Origin of the sequence: Streptomyces sp. NBC_00620, assembly GCF_026341825.1 — a bacterium.
Lineage (GTDB): Bacteria > Actinomycetota > Actinomycetes > Streptomycetales > Streptomycetaceae > Streptomyces.
Window position 1 is genome coordinate 1,732,826 of sequence record NZ_JAPENY010000002.1, and the last position, 21,288, is coordinate 1,754,113.

The following is a 21,288-nucleotide window of genomic DNA, read 5'->3' on the forward strand; positions in this document are numbered from 1 at the left end:
ACAATGAGCTATGCTCCGCCAGGCGTCACAAATTTCCGCAAGTCGTGATCACTGATCACCGCAAGTCATCGTCGTCTCATCTCCCGTAGGAGCCCATGCGTCCCGAACGACCCACCTGGACCCCGTCACCTGCCGACAAGGAACAGCCGCGGCAGGTGCGTCGCATCCTGAAACTCTTCCGGCCCTATCGTGGCCGCCTCGGGGTCGTCGGCCTGCTGGTCGGCGCCGCCTCCCTCGTCTCCGTCGCCACGCCCTTCCTGCTGAAGGAAATCCTGGATGTGGCGATCCCGCAGGGCCGCACCGGTCTGCTGAGCCTGCTCGCGCTCGGCATGATCCTCAGCGCGGTCGTCACCAGCGTCTTCGGCGTGTTGCAGACCCTGATCTCCACGACCGTCGGCCAGCGCGTCATGCACGACCTGCGCACCGCCGTGTACGGCCGCCTGCAGCACATGTCGCTCGCCTTCTTCACCCGGACCCGCACGGGTGAGGTCCAGTCCCGCATCGCCAACGACATCGGCGGCATGCAGGCGACCGTCACCTCCACCGCCACCTCGCTGGTCTCCAACCTCACCAGCGTCGTCGCCACGATCGTGGCGATGCTCGCGCTGGACTGGCGGCTCACCGCCGTGTCGCTGCTCCTGCTGCCGATCTTCGTCTGGATCAGCCGCCGGGTCGGCCGCGAGCGCAAGAAGATCGCGACGCAGCGCCAGAAGCAGATGGCCACGATGGCCGCCACCGTCACCGAGTCGCTCTCCGTCAGCGGCATCCTGCTCGGCCGCACCATGGGCCGCGCCGACTCGCTCACGAAGTCCTTCGGGGACGAATCCGAGAGTCTTGTCGACCTCGAAGTGAGGTCGAACATGGCGGGCCGCTGGCGCATGGCCGTCATCACCATCGTCATGGCCGCCATGCCCGCCGTCATCTACTGGACCGCCGGCATCGCCTTCCAGCTCAGCGGCTCGACCGTGTCGATCGGCACGCTCGTCGCCTTCGTCTCGCTCCAGCAGGGCCTGTTCCGGCCGACGGTCAGCCTGCTGTCCACCGGCGTGCAGATCCAGACCTCGCTCGCCCTGTTCCAGCGCATCTTCGAGTACCTCGACCTCCCCATAGACATCACCGAGCCGGACAACCCCGTCCACCTCGACCGGGTCAAGGGTGAGATCCGCTTCGAGGACGTCGAGTTCCGCTACGACGACAGAAGCGGTCCGATACTCGACGGCATCGACATCACCGTCCCCGCGGGCGGCAGCCTTGCCGTCGTCGGCCCGACCGGCGCCGGCAAGTCCACGCTCAGCTATCTGGTGCCGCGGCTGTACGACGTCACGGGCGGGCGAGTCACGCTCGACGGGGTCGATGTCCGCGACCTGGACTTCGACACGCTCGCGCGCGCGGTCGGCGTCGTCTCGCAGGAGACGTACCTCTTCCACGCCTCGGTCGCCGAGAACCTGCGCTTCGCCAAGCCGGACGCCACCGACGAGGAGCTGGAGGCGGCGGCGCGGGCGGCCCAGATCCACGACCACATCGCGTCCCTGCCCGACGGGTACGACACGGTCGTCGGTGAGCGCGGCCACCGGTTCTCGGGCGGTGAGAAGCAGCGGCTCGCCATCGCCCGGACCATCCTGCGCGACCCGCCGGTGCTCATCCTCGACGAGGCGACCAGCGCTCTGGACACCCGTACGGAGCACGCCGTCCAGGAAGCCATCGACGCGCTGTCGGCCAACCGGACGACGCTCACCATCGCGCACCGCCTGTCCACCATTCGTGGCGCCGATCAGATCGTGGTCCTCGACTCCGGCCATGCGGTCGAACGGGGCACGCACGAGGAGCTGTTGGGGCAGGACGGGCGCTATGCCGCCCTCGTCCACCGGGACGCCCAATTGGAGCCGACAAGATAAAGATATGTCGGGTTTATGTGCATTAGCGGGTTACCGTGCCCGCATGCAGATGAACACTCCGCCACGGAGCACGATTCGACTGACGCGCCGGGGCCGGGGCGCCCTCATCGCGGCCGGAGCCGTCGTGGCGGCCACCGCCGTGGCGGTGCCGCTGCTGAGAACGGGGGGCGAGGCCACGCCGCCGACGGCCCTCGTGATCCCGGAGGGCTGGCGTGCGGGCCAGATCTACGACGCCGTCGACAAGGTCCTCCAGGTGCCGCCGGGCACCGCCAAGAAGTCGCTCGGGAAGGCCAACCTGAAGCTGCCGAACGACGCGGAGGGCAACCCGGAGGGCTATCTCTTCCCGGCGACATATCCGATCGACAAGAAAGCGACTCCGGAGTCACTGCTGTCCTTCATGGTCAGCACCGCGAACCAGAAGTTCAACAAAGCCCCGGTCGCCGCCGGGGCGCAGCGCAACGCGATGAACGTCTACCAGGCGGTCACCATCGCGAGCATCGTCCAGGCCGAAGCGGCGACCAAGGAGGACATGGGGAAGGTGGCCCGGGTCATCTTCAACCGCCTGGAGAGGGGCATGCCGCTCCAGATGGACTCCACCATCAACTACGCGCTGAACCGTTCCACGCTGAACACGAGCCAGGACGACACGAAGATCAACAGCCCCTACAACTCGTACCAGCGCATGGGTCTGCCGCCCACGCCGATCGCCAACCCCGGCGAGGAGGCGATGCGTGCCGCGATCGCCCCGACCCCGGGCGACTGGCTGTACTTCGTCACGGTCAAGCCGGGCGACACGCGCTTCACCGCCAGCTACGAGGAGCGTCTGAAGAACGTCGCGGAGTTCAACCAGAACCGGAAGAGCACCTCCCCGAGCCCCACCCGCTGATCCGTCGTGCGGGGCATCACGCGGCGACCGGCGCCCCCGCCAGCAGCCGCCTGATGTCCCGCACTGCGGCGCGCCCCGCCCGGTTGGCGCCGATGGTGCTGGCCGAGGGGCCGTACCCGACGAGATGGACCCGAGGATCGGCGACGGCGCGAGTCCCCTCGACGCGGATGCCGCCGCCCGGCTCGCGCAGCCGCAGGGGCGCCAGATGGTCGATGGCGGCCCGGAACCCGGTCGCCCACAGGATGACGTCGGCGTCCACGTGACGCCCGTCGTCCCACGCGACACCGTCTGGTGTGATCCGGTCGAACATCGGCTGCCGGTCGAGGACGCCGTCGTGCAGGGCCTGCCGGATCGCGTCGTTCAGCGGCAGTCCGGTCACCGAGACGACACTCTTCGGTGGCAGCCCCTGACGAACCCGTTCCTCCACGAGCGCGACGGCCGCCCGGCCGAACTCCTCGTCGAAGGGCCCCTCACGGAAAACGGGCGGCCGACGTGTCACCCAGGTGGTCGCGGCGGCGTACGGGGCGATCTCCATCAGATGCTGGGTGCCGGAGGCGCCGCCGCCCACGACGACCACCCGCAGACCGGCGAACTCTTCGGGGCCCGGGTACTGCGCGGTGTGCAACTGCCGCCCGCGGAAGGTCTCCTGCCCTCGATAGCGCGGCCAGAAGGGCCGGTCCCATGTCCCGGTGGCATTGATCAGCGCACGCGCCGACCAGGTCCCGGCCGAGGTCTCCACGAGCAGCCGGCCCGCGGAGCCCTCGCGCACCGCACGCACGTCGACCGGCCGGCGCACCCGCAGCTCGAAGGCGCGCTCATAGGCGTCGAAGTACTCCGCGATGACCTCGGCGGACGGGCGCGCCGGGTCCGAGTCCGTCAGTTCCATGCCAGGCAGCGAGTGCATCCCGTGCACCTTGCCGTACGTCAGTGACGGCCAGCGGAACTGCCAGGCGCCGCCCGGACGCGGCGCGTGGTCCAGGACCACGAAGTCACGCCCGGGCTCGAAACCGGCGCGCCGCAGGTGATAGGCGCTGGACAGTCCGGCCTGTCCAGCGCCTATCACCACGACAACGACCTCGGTGGCGACCTCGGCGTCGACTTCGCGTGCTTGCACCCCGGTGTTGTTCACGCTTCTACCAACCGGACCGGGGTCCGGGATCTTCCCGGAGGGCCCAGCCGTGGCTACGACTCCTTGTAGACGCGAGGCGCGGTCGTGGACGGCGGCAGGTCGCCGTTGAAGCGGGTGTCCACGAAGTCGGCGAAGTCGACCTTGTTCGGGATGAGCTTCAGGCTGGTGAAGGTGTCCGCGATCTGCTGCTCGGAGTCGATGAGCGGCTGGTCGACGGCCACCGGGACGCGGGAGGCGTGGGTGCGCTTCACCGAGGCCAGCGCCACCTCGTACGGCAGTCCGGTGTCCTTCGCCCAGACCTCGGCCCACTCCTGAGGGTGGTCGTAGACCCAGTCCTGGGCGCGCCGCAGCCGGTCCAGGTAGTCCTTGATGGCCGCGGCCTTCTCCTTGTCCGCGAGTGCGGTGGGCGCCGCCACCTGGAAGTTGAGTCCGTTGACCGCACCGTCGCCGTCCGTCAGGATCCGGCCCTGCCCGCCCTGCAGTACCTGTGAGGTGTACGGGTCCCACACCGCCCACGCGTCGATCTTGCCGCTGGTGAACGCGGCCAGCGCGTCGGCGGGCTGGAGGTACTTCACCTGCACGTCGCTCAGCCCCAGCCCGGCTTCCTTGAGCGAGGCGATCAGCTGGTAGTGCGCGGACGAACCCTGAGCCACGGCGATCGACTTGCCCTTGAGCTCCTCCGGCTTCTTCAGCGACGAGTCCTTCGGTACGAGGATGGCCTCGCCCTTGGATGTGCCGTGCCAGGCCGCCACAACGGAGATCTTCGAGTTCGCGCCCGCCGCGAAGACCGGCGGGGTGTTGCCGACCCCACCGACGTCGACGGCCTTGGCGTTGACGGCCTCCAGGAGTGGCGGGCCGGACGTGAACGTCGACCACTTGATCTTGTAGGTGAGGTTGTCGAGCTCTCCGGCGGCACGCAGCACCGCCTCCGAACCACCCTTCTGGTCACCGACGTTGAGCGTGACGGAGCCCTTGCCGTCGGTCCTGGAACCAGTGTCGGCCGCCGAGTTGCCGCCGCAGGCGGAGAGGAGCAGGGCCAGGGGGAGGAGCAGGGCGGCGGGGGCGAGGCGTCGTCGCATGGCGAATCCGTTCAGGTGAGGGTTTGGTGCAACTGAGAGGTGAGCGGGGCGGTTCAGGCGGCGGTGCCGACGCCAAGACGTTCGAGGAGGCCGGCGCGCAGCTCGGCGAAGCGGGGGTCGGCGATGTCGCGCGGGCGGTCCAGGTCGACCTGTGTCTCGTACGCGATGACGCCGTCGTCCATCACGAGGACACGGTCGGCGAGCAGGACCGCCTCCTCGACGTCGTGCGTGACCAGCAGCACGGCGCAGCCGCGGCGCTGCCACAGTTCACCGACCAGGCGCTGCGCCTTGATCCGGGTGAGGGCGTCGAGCGCGCCGAACGGCTCGTCGAGCAGCAGCAGATCGGGTTCGCGGACCAACGCGCGGGCCAATGAGGCACGTTGGGCCTCGCCGCCGGAAAGGGTCTTCGGCCAGGCGTCCGAGCGGTCGGTGAGGCCGACCTCGGTCAACGCCCGTTCGGCGACGGCTCGTTCGGGCTTCCCGGGCAGGCCGAGCAGGACGTTGCGCCACACCTTCTTCCATGGCATGAGCCGCGGTGCCTGGAACGCGACGGCCTTGCGGCGCGGGACGAGGACGGTTCCCTCGATGTCGCGGTCGAGCCCCGCGAGGATCCGCAGCAGGGTGGACTTGCCGCAGCCGCTGCGCCCGAGCAGGGCCACGAACTCGCCCGGCCTGACGTCCAGTTGGAGGTTTTCGATGACGGCGCGGCCGTCGAAGGAGCGGGTGAGGCCCTGCACTCGTACGGCTGAGGCCCTGGCCTTCTGGGCGCTCATCGGCCCGTGAACGTCGGTCGCCATTGCAGCAGCAGCCTTTCGAGGGTGCGGACGATGAAGTCGGCGAGCAGGCCGAGGAAGGCGTAGACGATCAGGCAGACCACGATCACGTCGGTCCGCAGGAAGTCGCGCGCCTGGACCATCAGGAAGCCGATCCCGGCGTCCGCGTTGATCTGCTCGGCGAAGACGAGGGCCAGCCAGGCGATACCCAGTGAGTAGCGCAGCCCCGTCATCGCGCCGGGCAGTGCGCCCGGCAGCACGACATGGCGGACCAGCCCCCAGCGGGACAGCCCGAGGGACTCCCCGGCCTCGACCAGCTGGGAGTCGACGCCGCGGATACCGGCGTACACGTTCAGATAGAGCGGGAAGGACACGCCGAGCGTGATGATCGCGACCTTCGGGGCCTCGCCGATGCCGAACCAGATGATGAACAGCGGGATCAGCCCGACGAACGGCACGGTCCGCAGCATCTGGACGCTCGCGTCCACCAGATCCTCGCCGATGCGGAACAGCCCGGACACCAGGGCGAGCCCCGTACCGACGACGGTTCCGAGCAGGAGCCCGACCGCGACGCGTTGCAGTGATACACCCATCGCGTTGGGCAGCGAACCGTCGGCGATCAGATCGCTCCCGACCCGCGCGATGGTGCCCGGCGAGGCGAGGATGTCGGGGGTCAACGCACCGGTGGCGCTCAGGAGTTGCCACAGGGCGAGCAGTAGGACGGGGCCGGAGGTGCGGCGCAGCCAGCGTGGCACGCGGGAGCGGCGGGTGGAGGTGGGGACCAGGGGAACGAGCTCGGGCGGGTCAGGCGCATCCTTGGATATAGACGAAATATCCGGCTCGGAGGAGCTGGGCGGGGCATGGCTGATGCTCATGAGTGCTCCACGGGGAGAGACGGGGAGAGACGGGGAGAGAGCGACCGGAGAGGGATGCGCCTCGGTGCCGCTACGTCAGTTCAGACGTGCGGGCAGGGCGGAGCCCAGGCGGGAGAGGGAGGCTGGTGAAGGGGCGTCAGCAGCCGCGGCGACACGCGGCGGAGGCCACCCGCAGCAGGTCGATGTGACCGCGCGTGGTGAGCATGACTGAACGCAACGTGCGCCTGAAAGTAGCCAGCTCGTTCGCGTACGGTCAATGGTGTCTCGCGGGATGGACCCCTCGTATCACATGACGGTCGGCCGACCGGATGCGGAACCTGGCGTGTGGGCGAGGATTGAGGCATGCCCGATGCCTTCACCACCCGAGTCCTGAACGTCGCCACCGGTTCCTCGGAGACCGTCGTCGACCTCACCCGCGACTGCGAGGCCTTCCTCAGGGAGGCGGCAGCCGGCCGCGACGGCCTTCTGAACGTCTTCGTGCCCCACGCGACCGCCGGCATCGCGATCATCGAAACCGGCGCCGGCAGCGACGACGACCTCCTCGCCGCCCTGCACTCCCTGCTCCCTGGGGACGACCGCTGGCAGCACCGCCACGGCAGCCCCGGCCACGGCCGCGACCACGTACTCCCCGCCATCGTCCCGCCCCACGCGACGCTGCCGGTGCTGGGCGGGAGGCTGGAGCTGGGGACGTGGCAGTCGGTGTGTCTGGTGGACACCAACATTGACAATGCCAACCGGCACGTGCGGTTGAGCTTCCTGGGGTAGGCAAGATCATCCTGGGTGGCCGTCCATTCTCCGTACCCTGCGTGCGGAACTGGAGAAGGGGATGCCGCCACCAGATGGGACAAGATCGAGCGTTCCTACGACGGATGCGGAAAGTGTCTGCTGGGAGTACGACGGCTCTCGCGCATGAAGGCGGCAACCTCGTCGCCTGAGCGACAGCGAGAGGACGTCCTCACGGCCGCGGAAGCGGTCGGCGGCCACATCATCGGCTGGGCCGACGACTGGGAAGTCTCAGGCGCCACCGATCCCATGACGCGACCCAAGCTCGGGCCCTGGCTCCGCGACGAGCGTGGTCCGTATGACGGACTCGTCGCGGCTGCAGTGAAGGTGGTGCCGCCTTCGTCGACGAATTTTGCGGAGACCGGCGTCGCCGGCTTCCGTATCAACTCCGTCGCCGCCCGTGCCAAGGTGGCCAAGCGCACCCTCGACAGCCTCCGCCGACTGCTTGCGGCCCGCTGTACTCTCCAACTCCGCGACGACGCATGGCGACGCGGCGAACTGCGCCCCGGCATCAGCGCGCACGGAGTCTGCGAACAATTCCTCGACCTGGTCCTCCGCGGGCTGCGCGCCGCCCACTTCGGCGACGCGGGACATGCCTGACGCGCGGCGGTGGCGGCAGAGCCACCTCAGGCCGCGGGGGTCGTGTTCCAACGCTGTGCGGAGACCGTCCCGCCGTCCACCAAGAGGTCGTTCCCCGTGATGAAGGCGGAGTCCGGTCCCGTCAGAAACGCGGCGGCGCTCGCGATGTCGTCGGGGGTACCTGCCCTGCGCGCGCCGGAAAGGTCGAGCATGGCCTGGATGTGGACGCCGGCCGGGCCCTGAAGTTCCTGGGCGCCCATCGGCGTGGAAATCACTCCGGGGCTGATGGTGTTCAGTCGTGCCCCCTTGGCCCCCCAGGCGTGGGCGGAGGCCTGTACGCGCAGCTGATTGGCGCGTTTGGCCACCACGTAGGCCAGAGCGGGCTCGGATTCGAGGTCGAACTCCTTGTGCTCCAGGAGTTCATCGGTCGGGGCGGTCGCGAGGTGCCGTTCGAGGTCCGCGGACAGCGATGCGAAGTGCCCGGCCATGCTCGCCACACAGACCAGTGACGTACCCGCGGAGGCGACGGGAAGGAACGCGTCGATGACATGGGCGGTGCCGAGCAGGTCCACCTCGTAGATCTGCCGGGCGGTCGCCATGACGGGGGAGACCCCGGCGGTGTGGACGACGGCGTCCACCCGCCCGGCGGCCCCGGCGGCTACGGCCAGGTTCTCGACCGAGTCCCGCTGCGAGACGTCCACCGTGTGGCCTTCGACCTCGTGGCCCTCGCCGCGCAGCGTACCGACAGTCGCTTCCAGGCCCGGGGCGGACCAGTCGGCCAGCAGAATCCGCCGCCCGGCGGCCAGGCGGCGCGCGACGGCCAGCCCCATACCGCCGGTACCGATGACTACGAGGACGTTGCGTGCTGGGACTTGGGGGCTCATCTCGACTCCTTGGCTGACTGTGTCTGGCTGTGCTGGTCACGACTTGCTGTGTATGGCGAGTTGACGTCACCCCGTCGGCTCGGCTTTGGAAGTCGAAGCCGGCCGCTGGGTGGCGGATGCCCTTCGGACGGAGCCTGCGAAGAGCGGCGGGGAGGGGGCCCGGAGCCTGGTACGCCGAGGCGTCTACGCCCCGTCAGCCCCGTGACGGGCCGTGGCGTCCTGCGCCGGGCTCCGCTCCTCCGCGGTCGGCTTCTCCGACGCCGACTCATCGTCCGGCGCCGTCGCGAGGCCGTTGGCACGTCGGCCCGGCAGGAAGGCGGTGAGGAGCAGGGCGCCGATCGCTGCCCCACCGCCGATGCCCATCGCGGTGCGGAAGCCGGCCTCGGACGGGAAGGCGTAGCCGCCGAAGTCCGTGGTCATGTGGGCCAGTACGACGCCGAGCACCGCGCTGGCGACCGAGGTGCCGATGGCACGCATGAGGGCGTTGAGGCCGTTGGCGGAGGCCGTCTCGGACCGGGGTACGGCCGCCACGATGAGCGCGGGCATGGAGCCGAAGGCGAAGCCGATTCCGGCGCCGATCACGGCCGCGACGAGGATGAGTTGCCATACGGCGCCCATCAGGGCGATGCCCAGGCCGTAGCCGGTCGCGATCACAGCAGCGCCGATCATCAGCGAGACCTTGGGACCGAAGGCCGCCGTAACCTTCGCGGAGAGCGCCGCGACGACCATCATCACCAGTCCTGCCGGGGCCAGGCACAGGCCCGCGACCAGCATCGTCTGCCCGAGGCCGTATCCGGTGGCCTTCGGCATCTGCAGCAGTTGCGGCAGGACGAGGGACATCCCGAACATCGCGAACCCGACCATGATCGAAGCGAGGTTGGTGAGCAGCACCTGGCGGTCGACGGTGGTCCGCAGGTCCACCAGGGGCTGGGCGGAACGAAGTTCCCACCATCCCCACACCAGCACGATGACCACTCCCGCGGCGAACAGCCCGCCCGTGGAGCCACTGGCCCAGCCCCAGTCGGCGCCTTTGGAGACGGCCAGCAGCAGGCAGAGCAGCCCGGCCGTCAGCCCGACACCTCCCACCAGGTCGAACCGTCCGCCACTGCGGACCCGGGACTCCGGCACGAACACCAGCACCAGCGCGAGCACGGCGGCGCCGAGGCCCGCGGACACCCAGAACAGCGCATGCCAGTTGGCATGCTGGGCGAGCAGCGCTGCCCCGGGCAGACCCAGGGCACCGCCCACCCCCAACGACGAGCTCATCAGAGCCATGGCCGCGCCGAGCTTCTCGGGCGGGAGTTCGTCCCGCATGATGCTGATGCCCAGTGGGATGACGCCCATGGCGCAGCCCTGAAGTGCCCGTCCTACAACCATCGGGGCCAGCGAGTCGCTGAACGCGCTCACCACGGAGCCGATCACCAGCATGCCCAGGCTGGCCAGCAGCATCCGCCGCTTGCCGAACATGTCTCCGAGCCGCCCCACGACAGGCGTGGTCACAGCGCCGGAGAGCAGCGTGGCGGTGATCACCCAGGTCGCGTCGGCCGTCGAGGCATGGAGCAGCGCCGGGAGCTCGGAGATGAGCGGCACCACGAGGGTCTGCATCAGCGCGACGACAATCCCGCCGAAGGCCAGTACGGCCGTAACAGCGCCGGCGCTCGGCCCGTTGTCGCTCGCCGGTTTCTCCGGCGACGGTGAAGTCGTCACTGCGGACACGGGGGTACCTCCGCTCCTGAGGGTGCGTCAGATGGCGCCTTGGTGCGCTCATGTCGAACCCGCTGAGTCTGTGGCCGCGAGTCTCCCATATTTTTCGTACGGCATACGCTAAATACCGCCAACCCCGCCATCGGGCCGACAGCCCCGACGCCGGTCGGCCGCGTAACCTGACGACGGCGCGCCCACGACGGCGGGCGCAAGGAAGGACGCATCCGATGGCGCAGTCAGCGACCGGGACCGCAACCCGGGGAAGGGGACGCCCGCCGCGCCTCTCGCGGGAGCAGATCGTCGAGGCCGCCGTCGGCCTTCTGGAGCGCGATCCGGACTCCGACCTGACCATCAAGCGCGTCGCCGAGGCCGCCGGCGCCGCCCCGATGGCCCTGTACCGCTACTTCCCGGACCGCGACACGCTGCTCCAGGCCGTGGCGGACTGCGTCCTGTCCCGCATCCAGCCGGTGACCCTGACCGGGGAAACCTGGCAGGAGCAGGTCCGCCAGTGGATGCGCAACAGCCGGGAGCGGCTGCGTCCGCACGCGCAGCTCCTGCCGTACATGGCCTCGACACAACAGCCCGTCGGAGTGAGGTCGTTGGCCAAGCTGGCCGAGGTTCTTCGCCCGCTCGGTCTCCACGACGAGGACCTCGCCGTGGCCGTCCTTCTCATCAGTTCGACGACCATTGGCTACGCGTCGTACGAGACACGCCGCAGCCCCACGGAACAGATTGTTACCCAGCTCCAGGCGGGGCTCTCGGTCCGCCCCGAGAGCGAGCGCGAGGCTCTCGCGCCGCTCCTGCCCCGCATGCCCGCCGCCTTCGCCCGCCTCTACGACGTGGTCCTCGACCAGACCGTCGCCGCGATCGAGGCCCTCGCACCGGTCGGCTCCGCCGCCGAACGGTAGTGCCCTGGGCGTACGAGACCGACAACCGATGTGCGGCAAGGGGCCCGCAGCCGTGTGGGCCGGCGGCTGGGTTCAGGCTCGTGGCAGCCAGAAGGGGGCGCCGCTGCCTCCGAGGAGCGAGGTGGGCGGAGGTCGGCAGCCGCTTGTGTGACGAACACCAGCCCTCGACGGTCACACCTCCAATAGATCCCGGGCCTTCACCGGGAGCCGCGTCTCGAAGGACTGGTTCGCGGCCAGCGCGGTGACCAGGGACCGGGCCCCGTCGGACGCGCCCGCCGCCCTCGGTCACCTCCCAGCATCATCTCAAGTCGGCCTGATGGGGCGGTCGGTCACACGGTGAGTTCCTTGGTGATGCGGTCGAGCATGAACGCCGAGGAGTCGCGGGCGCGTTCCTCCCAGGCGAAGACGCAGGCCGTGGCCACGCCGTCGAAGTTCAGCTCGCGCAGGGTGCCGAAGAAGGCGTTCCAGTCGACCTCGCCCTGGTCGATGTCGAGGTGCTGGTGGATGCGGGCGGTGGTGCCCGGCGGGTTGAGGATGTAGCGCAGGCCGCTGGAGCCCTTGTGGTTGAAGGAGTCGGCGATGTGCACGTGTTGGAGCTTGTCGCCGGCGTAGCGCATCATCGCCGCGATGTCCGCCGTCGGGTCGGAGCCCGAGAGGTGGAAGGAGTGCGGGGCGCAGTAGAGGTAGTTCACCCAGGGCTTGTTGATGGCGCGGACGAGGTCGACGGCGGGGGTGTTCTCCTCGCAGAAGTCGTCCGGGTGGGCTTCCAGGTTGAGGGCGATGCCCTCGCGCTCGAAGAGCGGCAGCAGTTCCTCCAGCGAGCGCCAGAAGGCGGCCTCGCTCTCGGCGGCGCGCTCGGGGCGGCCGTTGAACTCCGAGTTCATCAGGGGACATTCGAGTTCGGCGGTGATCTCGATCATCCGCTTCCAGTACCGTACGGCGGTCTGTCGCTCGGTCTCGTCGGGCGAGGACCACTTGTACAGCGGGAGTACGGAGGACAGCTTCACTCCGTGCGTACGCAGGGAGTTCTTCAGCTCCGCCACACGGTCGTCGTCCGCACGCGGGTGCAGGAAGAACGGCATGAAGTCGTCGCGGGGCGACAACTCGATGTAGTCGTAGCCGAGTTCGGCGACCGTGCGCACCATGTCGTCGATGGGCAGGGCGCGGAACATGTAGGGGTCGAGGGCGATCTTCACGCGGCACCTCCGTAGAAGGCGGGACGGGGCTTGAGGTCGGTGGCGATGACGTGGCCCGATTCCAGGGCCTCGACGGTCGCGCTGGTGATGACGGTGGCCGCGTAGCCGTCCCAGGCCGAGGGGCCGGTGGGCTCGTTGCCGGCGGCGATCCCCGCGATCCACTCGCGGAACTCGGTGTCGAAGGCGTCCGCGAAGCGGCCCACCCAGTCGGTGAGCACCTCAGTGCTGTGCTGCCCCGCGCTGCGCACGCCGACGGCGGCCGGGTCGGGCAAGCGGACGAGCCCTTCCTCGCCCACCGCCTCGCACTGGATGTCGTAGCCGTACTGGCAGTTGACGAAGACCTCCAGGTCGATGCGGACGCCCTTGGCCGTCTCGAACAACATGATCTGCGGGTCCTTGAGGTGGGCGAACCGCTTGCTCGTGGCGCGCGGGGTGACCACCTGGGTGGAGACGATCTCGTCGTCGAGGAGCCAGCGCAGTACGTCCACCTCGTGCACCGCCGTGTCCAGGGCAGCCATGTCGGACGTGTACGACTCGGGCACGGTCGGGTTGCGGTGGGCGCAGTGCACGATCAGCGGCTGGCCGATGCGGCCGGAGTCGATGACCTGCTTCAACTGCCGGTAGCCGGCGTCGTAGCGGCGCATGAAGCCGACCTGGACCAGGCGGCGGCCATGTGCCGTCTCGGCCTCGATGATCCGCAGGCAGTCCTCGGCGGTGGTGGCCAGCGGCTTCTCGCAGAACACCGGCTTCCCGGCGGCTATCGCGGTCAGCACGTGCTCGGCGTGGGTCGGGCCCCAAGAGGTTACGAGGACCGCGTCGACATCGTCCGCCGCGATCACGGCGGCGCCGTCGGGCAGCACCCGGGCACCGACCGGCGCCGCCGCCTCCTCGGCACGGGCGGCGTCGATGTCGGTGACTGCGGTGACGCGGGCGCCTGTGACGGTGTGGGTGAGGCGTTGGATGTGTTCCTTGCCGATCCAGCCGGCGCCGATGACTCCTACACGTACGGTCATGGTCATTCCTTATGCAGACGAGGTCAGGAGAAGCGCGCCCGGAGTTCGGCTTCGAGGGTTTCGAGGGTGCGGCCCTTGGTCTCGGGGACGTAGAGCTTGACGAAGGTGAACGAGAAGACGCCCGCCACCACGAAGAGGAAGAAGGTGTTGGAGACCCCGATGGCGGAGACCAGGGACGGGAAGACCAGCCCGATCGCGAAGTTGGTCAGCCACAGCACCACGGCCGCGACACCCATCCCGAAGCCGCGCATCCGCATCGGGAAGATCTCCGAGAGCATCAGCCAGGTCACCGGCGAGATCGCGCCCTGCTGGAAGGCGAGGAAGGTGACCGTCATGGCGAGCACGGCGAACGCCCGGCCGTCACCGGAAGGCAGCAGCAGCGAGAAGACACCGATCAGCAACAGGGCTGCTGTTGTACCGATCTGACCGGTCATCAGCATCGGGCGGCGGTTGACGCGGCCCAGCAGCCAGATGCCGACGAAGGTGGCGAGCACCGAGATGACGCCGTTGGCGATGTTCGCGGTGAGGGCGCTGTCGGCGGTGAAGCCGGCGTCGGTGAGGATCTGGGTGCCGTAGTACATGATCGTGTTGACGCCGGTGATCTGCTGCACGATCGCGATGCCGAAGCCGACGAACATCAGCCGGCGCAGCCACGGCGTGGACTTCATGTCCTGCCAGCCGCCGAGCTTCGCCTGGTCCTCCTTGACGGCGAGCGCGGAGACCTCAGCGAGTTCGGCCTCGGCCCGCTGTTGGGACCGGACCTGCTTGAGTACTTCGAGGGCTTCGCTGAAGTGGGTCTTGGAGGCCAGCCAGCGTGGGCTCTCCGGCATGACCAGCATGCCGAACCAGAGCACGACGGCCGGGATCGTGGCGAGCACGAGCATGTAGCGCCACACCCCGCCGGACTCACCGCCCACCCGCGCGATGACCGCGTTGGAGGTGAAGGCCAGCAACTGGCCGCTGACGATCATGAGTTCGTTGCGGGTGACCAGTGCCCCGCGCCGCTCTGCGGGCGAGATCTCGGCGAGGTAGACGGGCACGGTCACCGAGGCGCCGCCGACCGCGAGGCCGAGCACGAAGCGGGCCACCACCATGACGGCGGTGTTCGGTGCGAGCGTGCAGCCGAGTGCGCCGACGAAGAACACCACGGCGAGGACGAGGATCGTACGGCGCCGTCCGCGCGCGTCCGAGAACCGGCCACCGGTGATCGCGCCCACCGCCGCGCCGAGCAGCAGCGAGCTGGTGACCATGCCCTCGGTGAAGGGGGTCAGGCCCAGGTCGTCGGTCATGTAGGGCAGGGCGCCGTTGATGACGCCGGTGTCGTAGCCGAAGAGCAGTCCGCCGAAGGTGGCGATGACGGTGATGAGCCGCAGCCGCCGTGACACCGCCAAAGGGGCGTCGTCCGCGAACGCGGTGGCCGGGGCTGTGGTCGTGTCGTCCCTGACGTCCATAGCCACCGCCTCCTATCGGTCGAGGTGCGGGCGGCGGGTACCCGTCAGTCCGCAACCGGCCAGGTGCTCACGCGTGCTGACCGCGATGGGCAAGGGCACCTCGGGAGCGCACGGGTACAGGTCCTGCTCGACGATGACGAACAACTCGGCGTCCAGGCGGGCGAGTTCAGCCACCACGTCGGCCGGGTTCGGTACACCGGCCGGGGGTGACACGCACACCCCGCGCTTGACCGCCTCCCCGAACGACAGGTCCTCGACGGCGACTTGGGCCAGCACTTCGGGATCCATCTGCTTGATGTGGACGTAGCCCACGCGCTCGCCGAAGCGGCGGATCAGGTCGAGGTTGTCGCCGCCGCCGTAGGCCACGTGCCCGGTGTCCAGGCAGAGGTTGGTGTAGCGGGAGTCCGACTCGTTGAGCAGCCGCTCGATCTCCGGCTGGGTCTGGATGTGGCTGTCGGCGTGCGGGTGGATGACGAGCCGTACGTCGTATTCGTCGAGCAGCAACTTGCCCAGCCGGTCGGCGGATCGGCCGAAGCCCGCCCACTGGTCGGCGGTCAGCTCGGGCGACTCGGTGAACGCGCCGGTCTTCTCGTCGCGGTACATCGGCGGGATGAGGACGAGGTGGTGCGCGCCGGCAGCTGCGGTCAGCGCGGCGACCTGCCGGACATGGGCGAGCATCTCGTCCCACGCCTCCGGGCGGTGCAGGGCGCCGAAGGCGGTGCCGCCGGAGACCTGGAGCCCACGGGCGTCCAGCTCCTCCTTCAGGCGCTGCGGGTCGGTGGGGAGATAGCCGTACGGTCCGAGCTCCAGCCACTCGTAGCCGGCTGTGGCCAGCTCGTCGAGGAAGCGGGTGTACGGCACCTGGTGCTCGTCCTCGGGGAACCAGATGCCCCAGGAGTCGGGGGCGGAGCCCAGGCAGAGGTTGCCCGCGACGGTACGGAGGGGAGTTGGCGCCGTTGCCATGGTCGGTCCTTTGCGAAGGGGGGAGGGGGAACTCTGTGGATCAGTTGGACGTGGGGAAGTTGAAGCCGGCGGCGACCTGCTGGGCGGGCTGCGGCCAGCGGGTGGTGACGACCTTGGGGCGGGTGTAGAAGCGAATGCCCTCGGGGCCGTGGATGGGGGAGTCGCCGATGAGGGAGTCCTTCCAGCCGCCGAAGGAGTAGTACGACATCGGGACGGGCACCGGCACGTTGACGCCGATCATGCCGACCTTGACGTTGCGCTGGAATCGGCGGGCGGCTTCACCGGAGGCGGTGAACAGGGCGGTGCCGTTGCCGTACGGGTTGGCGTTGATGACGGCGATGGCCTCGTCGAGCGTGTCGACGCGGACGATCGCGAGGACCGGGCCGAACAACTCCTCCTTGTAGGCGTCCATCTCGACCGTGACGTGGTCGAGCAGGGACGGGCCGGTGAAGAAGCCCTCCTCGTGACCGTCGATCTTCAGCCCGCGGCCGTCCACGACGACGGTGGCGCCCTGCGTTGCGGCGGTGCCGACGGCGTTCTCGACGCGTTCCTGAGCGGCCTTGGTGACCAGCGGTCCCATCTCCACGCCCGGGGCGTCACCGGGACCGACCTTCACCTCGCGCGCCTTGCGCTCCAGCACCTCCACCAGCCCGTCCGCCGCGTCACCCACGGCCACGGCGACGGAGACGGCCATGCAGCGCTCGCCGGCCGAGCCGTACGCACCGGCGGTGATGTGGTTGGCGGTGAACTCCAGGTCGGCGTCGGGGAGGACGACAGCGTGGTTCTTGGCCCCGCCGAGGGCCTGGACGCGCTTGCCGGCCGAAGTGCCCTGCTCGTGCACGTACTTGGCGATGGGGGTCGACCCGACGAAGGAGACGGCCTCGATGCCGGGGTGGGTGAGGATCGCGTCGACCGCGTCCTTGCCGCCGTGCACGACGTTGAAGACCCCGTCGGGCAGGCCCGCCTTCTGGTACAGCTCGGCGACGAAGTTCGCCGCGGACGGGTCGCGTTCGCTGGGCTTGAGGATGAAGGTGTTGCCGGTCGCGATGGCGATCGGGTGCATCCAAAGGGGCACCATGGCGGGGAAGTTGAAGGGGGTGATGCCGGCGACGACGCCGAGCGGCTGACGGAAGTTGTGCACGTCGATGCCGCGGGAGACCTGGTCGGAGAAGGACCCCTTCAGGACATCGCCGAGACCGCAGGCGAATTCGACGACCTCCCGGCCGCGGGTGATCTCGCCGCGTGCGTCGTCGACGGTCTTGCCGTGTTCGGCGGAGATGATCCGGCCCAACTCCTCCTCGTGCTCGACGAGCAACTGCCGGAAGGCGAACATCACTTGGGTGCGCTGGGTGAGAGACGACTCGGACCAGGTCTCGAAGGCCCGCGCGGCGGCCGTGACGGCGGTGTCGACGTCGGCGGACCCGCCCAGGACCACCTGGGCCTGCTGTCGTCCGGTGGCCGGGTCGAACACCGGAGCGGTGTCCGTGCCGGGGACGGCCGTGCCGTCGATCCAGTGCTGAATGGTCTTCACGGGTTGGGTGTCCTTACAGGTAGTGGCGCTGGGCCTGCTTATGGGCGGCGTACGTCTCGTACGCGGCGCGGGTGGTGTCCAGGTCGGAGGTCTGGCTGACGGGGACGTCCCACCAGCCGTGGCCCGGCGGGTTCGGCCCGTACAGGTCGGTCTCGACGTGGACGACGGTGGTGCGGGTCGCTGCCTTCGCCTTCTCCATCGCCGTACGGAACTCGTCGACGGAGGTGGCGTGCAGGACGTCCGCGCCGAGCGAGGAGGCGTTGGCGGCGAGGTCGACGGGGAGGACGTCTCCGTCGAGCAGGCCCGAACCACCGTTCCGGAAGCGGTAGTTGGTGCCGAAGCGCTGAGAACCGAGCGACTCGGACAGCGCGCCGATCGAGGCGAAGCCATGGTTCTGGACGAGGACCACGATGACCTTCAGGCCCTCGGAGACCATGGTCACGATCTCCTGAGCCATCATCAGATACGAGCCGTCGCCGACCAGGACGACGACCTCACGCGACGGGTCGGCCATCTTGGCACCGAGGCCGGCGGCGACCTCGTAGCCCATGCAGGAATACGCGTACTCGACGTGGTACGCCTTCGGATCCCTTGCCCGCCACAGCTGTTGCAGGTCGCCGGGCATGGAGCCGGCGGCGTTGATGACGACGTCACGGTCGCCGAGTACGTCGTTGAGGGCGCCGAGGATCTCGGTCTGCGCGGGGAGCGGGCCGTGGCCCACGGTGAAGCAGCGGTCCTCGATCTCCCTTGTGAGGGCGATGAGTTGACGGGTCCGCTCGCGGTACTCCGCTGAGACCTCCCAGTCGGTCAGCGCTTCGGCGAGGGCCTCGATGCCGAGCCGGGCGTCGGCCACCAGCGGCTCCGCGGAGTGCTTGACGGCGTCCAGGCGGGCGACGTTGAGGTTGACGAAGGCGACGTCCGGGTTGCCGAAGACGGTGTGGCTCGCGGTGGTGAAGTCGCTGTAGCGGGTGCCGATGCCGAGGACGACGTCGGCCTCCTTCGCCAGCTCGTCGGCCGCGTACGAGCCGGTCGAGCCGATGCCGCCGACCGCGCAGGGGTGGTCCCAGGGGACCGCGCCCTTGCCGGCATGGGTGTCGGCGACCGGAATGCCGGTGGCCTGGGCGAAGGCCCGCAGCTGGGTCTCGGCACCGGAGTAGACGGCCCCGCCGCCCGCCACGATCAGCGGCTTGCGTGCGTTGCGCAGCAGACGCGCGGCCCGCTCCACGGCGGCCGGTTCCGGCACCGGACGGCCCACGTGCCAGACCCGGCGCCGGAAGAAGGCGACCGGCCAGTCGTACGCCTCCGCCTGTACGTCCTGTGGCAGGGCCAGCGTCACAGCGCCGGTCTCCACCGGGTCGGTCAACACCCGCATCGCGGCCAGCGCGGCCGGGATCAGCTGTTCGGGCCGGGAGATCCGGTCGAAGTACTTCGATACGGCACGGAAGGCGTCGTTGACGGTGACGTCCCCGCCGCGGGTGTCCTCCAGCTGCTGGAGCACCGGGTCGGCGGCGCGGGTCGCGAACATGTCGCTGGGCAGCAGCAGGACCGGTATGCGGTTGGTCGTCGCGAGCGCCGCACCCGTGATCATGTTCGTCGAGCCGGGCCCCGTCGAAGCCGTACAGGCGAACGTCGCCAGCCGGTCGCGCATCTTGGCGTACGCCACCGACGCGTGGACCATGCCCTGTTCGTTGCGGGCCAAGTAGTAGGGCAGGTCGGCCTCTTGGGTGACAGCGGCCTGCAGCAATGCCTGGCCGATCCCGGCCACGTTGCCGTGCCCGAAGATGCCCCAGACGCCGGGGATCAGCCGCTGTTCCTGGCCGTCGCGCTCGCTGTACTGGTTGGCCAGGAAGCGGACCAGGGCCTGCGCGGTGGTGAGTCGGAGGGTGTTCATTACTGCGTGAGCCCTTCGAAGGGAAGCCGGTCGTCGACGTCCTGGGACTCCCAGGTCCCCCGCACCCACCCGTGGGCGGGGTCGTCGCAGATCAGCCAGGCACGGTCCTGTCCAGGGCCCGCCATGACGTTGAGGTAGTAGAGGTCGTAGCCGGGCGCCGCGATCGACGGGCCGTGCCAGCCGTGCGGGATCAGCACGGTGTCGCCGGAGCGGACCTCGGCGAGCACGTTGATCGGCCGCTCTTGTGTGCCGTAGACCCGCTGGTAGGCGAAGCCGTCCTCGCCCGAGACCTCGAAGTAGTAGATCTCCTCCAGCTCCGACTCCTGGCCCGGTCGGGCCTCGTCGTGCTTGTGGGGCGGGTAGGAGGACCAGTTGCCGCCGGGGGTGAGGACCTCGCACACCAGCAGTTGCTCGGCCTCGAACGTGCCCGGCAGGCAGTAGTTGTTGACCTGCCGCGAACACGGCCCGGCGCCGCGCAGTTCGACCGGCACGTTCTTCTGGGGCCCGTACCGAGCGGAGAGTGAGCTCCGCTCGGTACGGGCGGAGGGCAGCGCGAACGTCCCGCCGTGCGCGCTGCTGATCAGGGCCACCGATTCGCGGGGGAGGTAGGCGAAGTCGGTGGCGGAGGCGAACACGCCTGTCCGGCCGGTGAGTTCGAAGGCCGTGCCGTCCGTGGTGACGGTGCAGGAACCCGTCAGCGGCAGGACCAGGAACTCGGAATCGCCGGTGGACAGGGTGTGCGCCTGGCCCGGCCCCAGGGTCAGGATCCTGAGGCCGGAGTACCCCCAGCCCGCCGACTCGGGCGTGACCAGGAGATCGTAGGGGCCGTCGGCCGAAGTTCCTTTGGGCAGGTGGTACTTGCTGGTGTCGCTCACAGGAGGTTCACCGCCCGGTCCACGGCGCCGGCGACGTCGCCGTCCGAGGGGTAGAGCAGGGAACGGCCGACCATCAGGCCTTGTGCGGTGGGGAGTTTGAGGGCCTTGCCCCACGAGGCGAAGGCCGCTTCGGGATCCTTGACCTCGCCGCCCAGCAGCAGCGCGGGCAGCGTCGAGGAGGCCAGCACCCGCTCCATGTCCGCCACGACCGGGAGCTTCAGCCAGGTGTAGGCGGTGCGGCGGCCCAGGCCCGAGGCGATGGTGATCGACTTGATGACGGCGTCGGTGGAGAGGTCGTTGCGGATCCTGCCGTCCTGCCACTCGGACAGGAACGGCTCGACCATGGCGATGAGTTGTCGGTCGTTGAGCTCGTTGACGGCGCGAGCGGTGTTCTCGAGGACGGACGGGGTCGCCGGGTCGTCGAGGGCGATACGGGTGAGCATCTTGCCGCCGTCGAAGCCCATCGCGGCGATCGTCTCGGCGTCATAGCCGGTGAAGCGGTCGTCGATCTCGAAGACGGAGCCCGCGAGCCCGGCCCGGTTCATGGAACCGAAAACGCTCTTTCCGTCCAGAACGCCGAGCAGCAGCAGGTCTTCCAGAATGTCGGCGGTGCCCAGGACACCCGTGACGCCGGGCCGCTCCAGCGCTGTGCACAGGCGGTCGAGAAGCTCGAAGCGGTCGGCCATCGCGGTGGGTTCGGCGCCGACACCGTTGGCACCGCGGGCCGGGTGGTCGGCCGCGACGATCATCGCCTTGCCGTGGGCGCCGAGGAGCGAGGAGGCTTTCACGCGGCGCGCTGCCGCCGTCGCGATGGCGCCGGGGTCGTTGACCCGGGCCTCCACGATCCGGCTCACGTTGTCGGACGGCACGTCG

The 21,288-nt window shown here is 69.4% G+C and carries 20 protein-coding genes; 5 read left to right on the forward strand and 15 right to left on the reverse strand.

Annotated elements, in window-relative coordinates:
- Positions 1-95 precede the first annotated feature (95 nt).
- Positions 96-1,895, forward strand: a complete 1,800-nt coding sequence (locus OG246_RS27125) for an ABC transporter ATP-binding protein (protein ID WP_266469089.1) — start codon at positions 96-98, stop codon at positions 1,893-1,895.
- A 43-nt stretch (positions 1,896-1,938) separates the two neighbouring features.
- The gene (mltG, locus tag OG246_RS27130; protein ID WP_266469090.1) at positions 1,939-2,781 is read left to right on the forward strand and encodes an endolytic transglycosylase MltG; all 843 of its coding nucleotides are present in this window, start codon (positions 1,939-1,941) and stop codon (positions 2,779-2,781) included.
- Between the two features lie 16 nt (positions 2,782-2,797).
- On the opposite strand, the gene OG246_RS27135 is transcribed toward mltG, so the two are convergent.
- The 5 genes from OG246_RS27135 to OG246_RS42910 form a co-directional block, all read right to left on the reverse strand.
- Positions 2,798-3,895 (reverse strand): NAD(P)-binding domain-containing protein, encoded by a 1,098-nt coding sequence (locus tag OG246_RS27135; RefSeq protein WP_266469091.1) that lies wholly within the window; start codon positions 3,893-3,895, stop codon positions 2,798-2,800.
- A 68-nt stretch (positions 3,896-3,963) separates the two neighbouring features.
- Positions 3,964-4,989, reverse strand: a complete 1,026-nt coding sequence (locus tag OG246_RS27140) for an ABC transporter substrate-binding protein (protein ID WP_266469092.1) — start codon at positions 4,987-4,989, stop codon at positions 3,964-3,966.
- Between the two features lie 53 nt (positions 4,990-5,042).
- Positions 5,043-5,786: an ABC transporter ATP-binding protein gene (locus OG246_RS27145; protein ID WP_266469093.1), complete on the reverse strand. Its 744-nt coding sequence runs from the start codon at positions 5,784-5,786 to the stop codon at positions 5,043-5,045.
- A complete protein-coding gene (locus OG246_RS27150; RefSeq protein WP_266469094.1) occupies positions 5,759-6,637 on the reverse strand; it encodes an ABC transporter permease in 879 nt (292 codons plus the stop codon). The genes OG246_RS27145 and OG246_RS27150 overlap by 28 nt, the downstream gene beginning before the upstream one ends.
- 136 nt (positions 6,638-6,773) lie before the next feature.
- Positions 6,774-6,854: a putative leader peptide gene (locus OG246_RS42910; protein ID WP_353962477.1), complete on the reverse strand. Its 81-nt coding sequence runs from the start codon at positions 6,852-6,854 to the stop codon at positions 6,774-6,776.
- 125 nt (positions 6,855-6,979) lie between these two features.
- On the opposite strand from OG246_RS42910, the gene OG246_RS27155 reads away from it, so the two are divergent.
- A complete protein-coding gene (locus tag OG246_RS27155; RefSeq protein ID WP_266469096.1) occupies positions 6,980-7,402 on the forward strand; it encodes a secondary thiamine-phosphate synthase enzyme YjbQ in 423 nt (140 codons plus the stop codon).
- 144 nt (positions 7,403-7,546) lie between these two features.
- On the forward strand, positions 7,547-8,020 hold the full coding sequence (locus tag OG246_RS27160; RefSeq protein ID WP_266469098.1) for a hypothetical protein: 474 nt from the start codon (positions 7,547-7,549) through the stop codon (positions 8,018-8,020).
- 26 nt (positions 8,021-8,046) lie between these two features.
- Here the strand turns inward: OG246_RS27160 and OG246_RS27165 are convergent, their stop codons facing one another.
- Together OG246_RS27165 and OG246_RS27170 are read right to left on the reverse strand one after the other, a co-directional pair.
- Positions 8,047-8,883 (reverse strand): SDR family oxidoreductase, encoded by an 837-nt coding sequence (locus OG246_RS27165; protein WP_266469099.1) that lies wholly within the window; start codon positions 8,881-8,883, stop codon positions 8,047-8,049.
- Positions 8,884-9,066: 183 nt separating this feature from the next.
- A complete protein-coding gene (locus OG246_RS27170) occupies positions 9,067-10,590 on the reverse strand; it encodes an MFS transporter (RefSeq protein ID WP_266470930.1) in 1,524 nt (507 codons plus the stop codon).
- 224 nt (positions 10,591-10,814) lie between these two features.
- Between OG246_RS27170 and OG246_RS27175 the strand changes: the two genes are divergently transcribed.
- A complete protein-coding gene (locus tag OG246_RS27175; RefSeq protein WP_266469100.1) occupies positions 10,815-11,495 on the forward strand; it encodes a TetR/AcrR family transcriptional regulator in 681 nt (226 codons plus the stop codon).
- 329 nt (positions 11,496-11,824) lie between these two features.
- On the opposite strand, the gene OG246_RS27180 is transcribed toward OG246_RS27175, so the two are convergent.
- Genes OG246_RS27180 through OG246_RS27215 form a run of 8 tightly spaced genes read right to left on the reverse strand, consistent with a single transcriptional unit; the run spans position 11,825 to position 21,284 of the window.
- Positions 11,825-12,691: a sugar phosphate isomerase/epimerase gene (locus OG246_RS27180; RefSeq protein WP_266469102.1), complete on the reverse strand. Its 867-nt coding sequence runs from the start codon at positions 12,689-12,691 to the stop codon at positions 11,825-11,827.
- Complete coding sequence (locus tag OG246_RS27185; RefSeq protein ID WP_266469104.1) at positions 12,688-13,704, reverse strand: Gfo/Idh/MocA family oxidoreductase; 1,017 nt, start codon at positions 13,702-13,704, stop codon at positions 12,688-12,690. The genes OG246_RS27180 and OG246_RS27185 overlap by 4 nt, the downstream gene beginning before the upstream one ends.
- A gap of 23 nt (positions 13,705-13,727) precedes the next feature.
- The gene (locus OG246_RS27190; protein WP_266469106.1) at positions 13,728-15,155 is read right to left on the reverse strand and encodes a sugar porter family MFS transporter; all 1,428 of its coding nucleotides are present in this window, start codon (positions 15,153-15,155) and stop codon (positions 13,728-13,730) included.
- Positions 15,156-15,167: 12 nt separating this feature from the next.
- Entirely contained in the window at positions 15,168-16,118 is a 951-nt protein-coding gene (locus tag OG246_RS27195; RefSeq protein WP_266469108.1) for a TIM barrel protein, read from the reverse strand.
- A gap of 40 nt (positions 16,119-16,158) precedes the next feature.
- Positions 16,159-17,649, reverse strand: coding sequence for a CoA-acylating methylmalonate-semialdehyde dehydrogenase (locus OG246_RS27200; RefSeq protein ID WP_266469109.1), 1,491 nt, complete (start codon positions 17,647-17,649; stop codon positions 16,159-16,161).
- A gap of 13 nt (positions 17,650-17,662) precedes the next feature.
- Positions 17,663-19,540 carry a 3D-(3,5/4)-trihydroxycyclohexane-1,2-dione acylhydrolase (decyclizing) gene (iolD, locus tag OG246_RS27205; RefSeq protein ID WP_266469111.1) on the reverse strand — a complete coding sequence of 626 codons (1,878 nt, stop codon included), beginning with the start codon at positions 19,538-19,540 and terminating at the stop codon, positions 17,663-17,665.
- Positions 19,540-20,415, reverse strand: coding sequence for a 5-deoxy-glucuronate isomerase (iolB, locus tag OG246_RS27210; protein WP_266469113.1), 876 nt, complete (start codon positions 20,413-20,415; stop codon positions 19,540-19,542). Before iolB ends, iolD begins: the two co-directional genes overlap by 1 nt.
- Positions 20,412-21,284 (reverse strand): aldolase, encoded by an 873-nt coding sequence (locus OG246_RS27215; RefSeq protein WP_266469115.1) that lies wholly within the window; start codon positions 21,282-21,284, stop codon positions 20,412-20,414. The genes iolB and OG246_RS27215 overlap by 4 nt, the downstream gene beginning before the upstream one ends.
- Positions 21,285-21,288 lie beyond the last annotated feature (4 nt).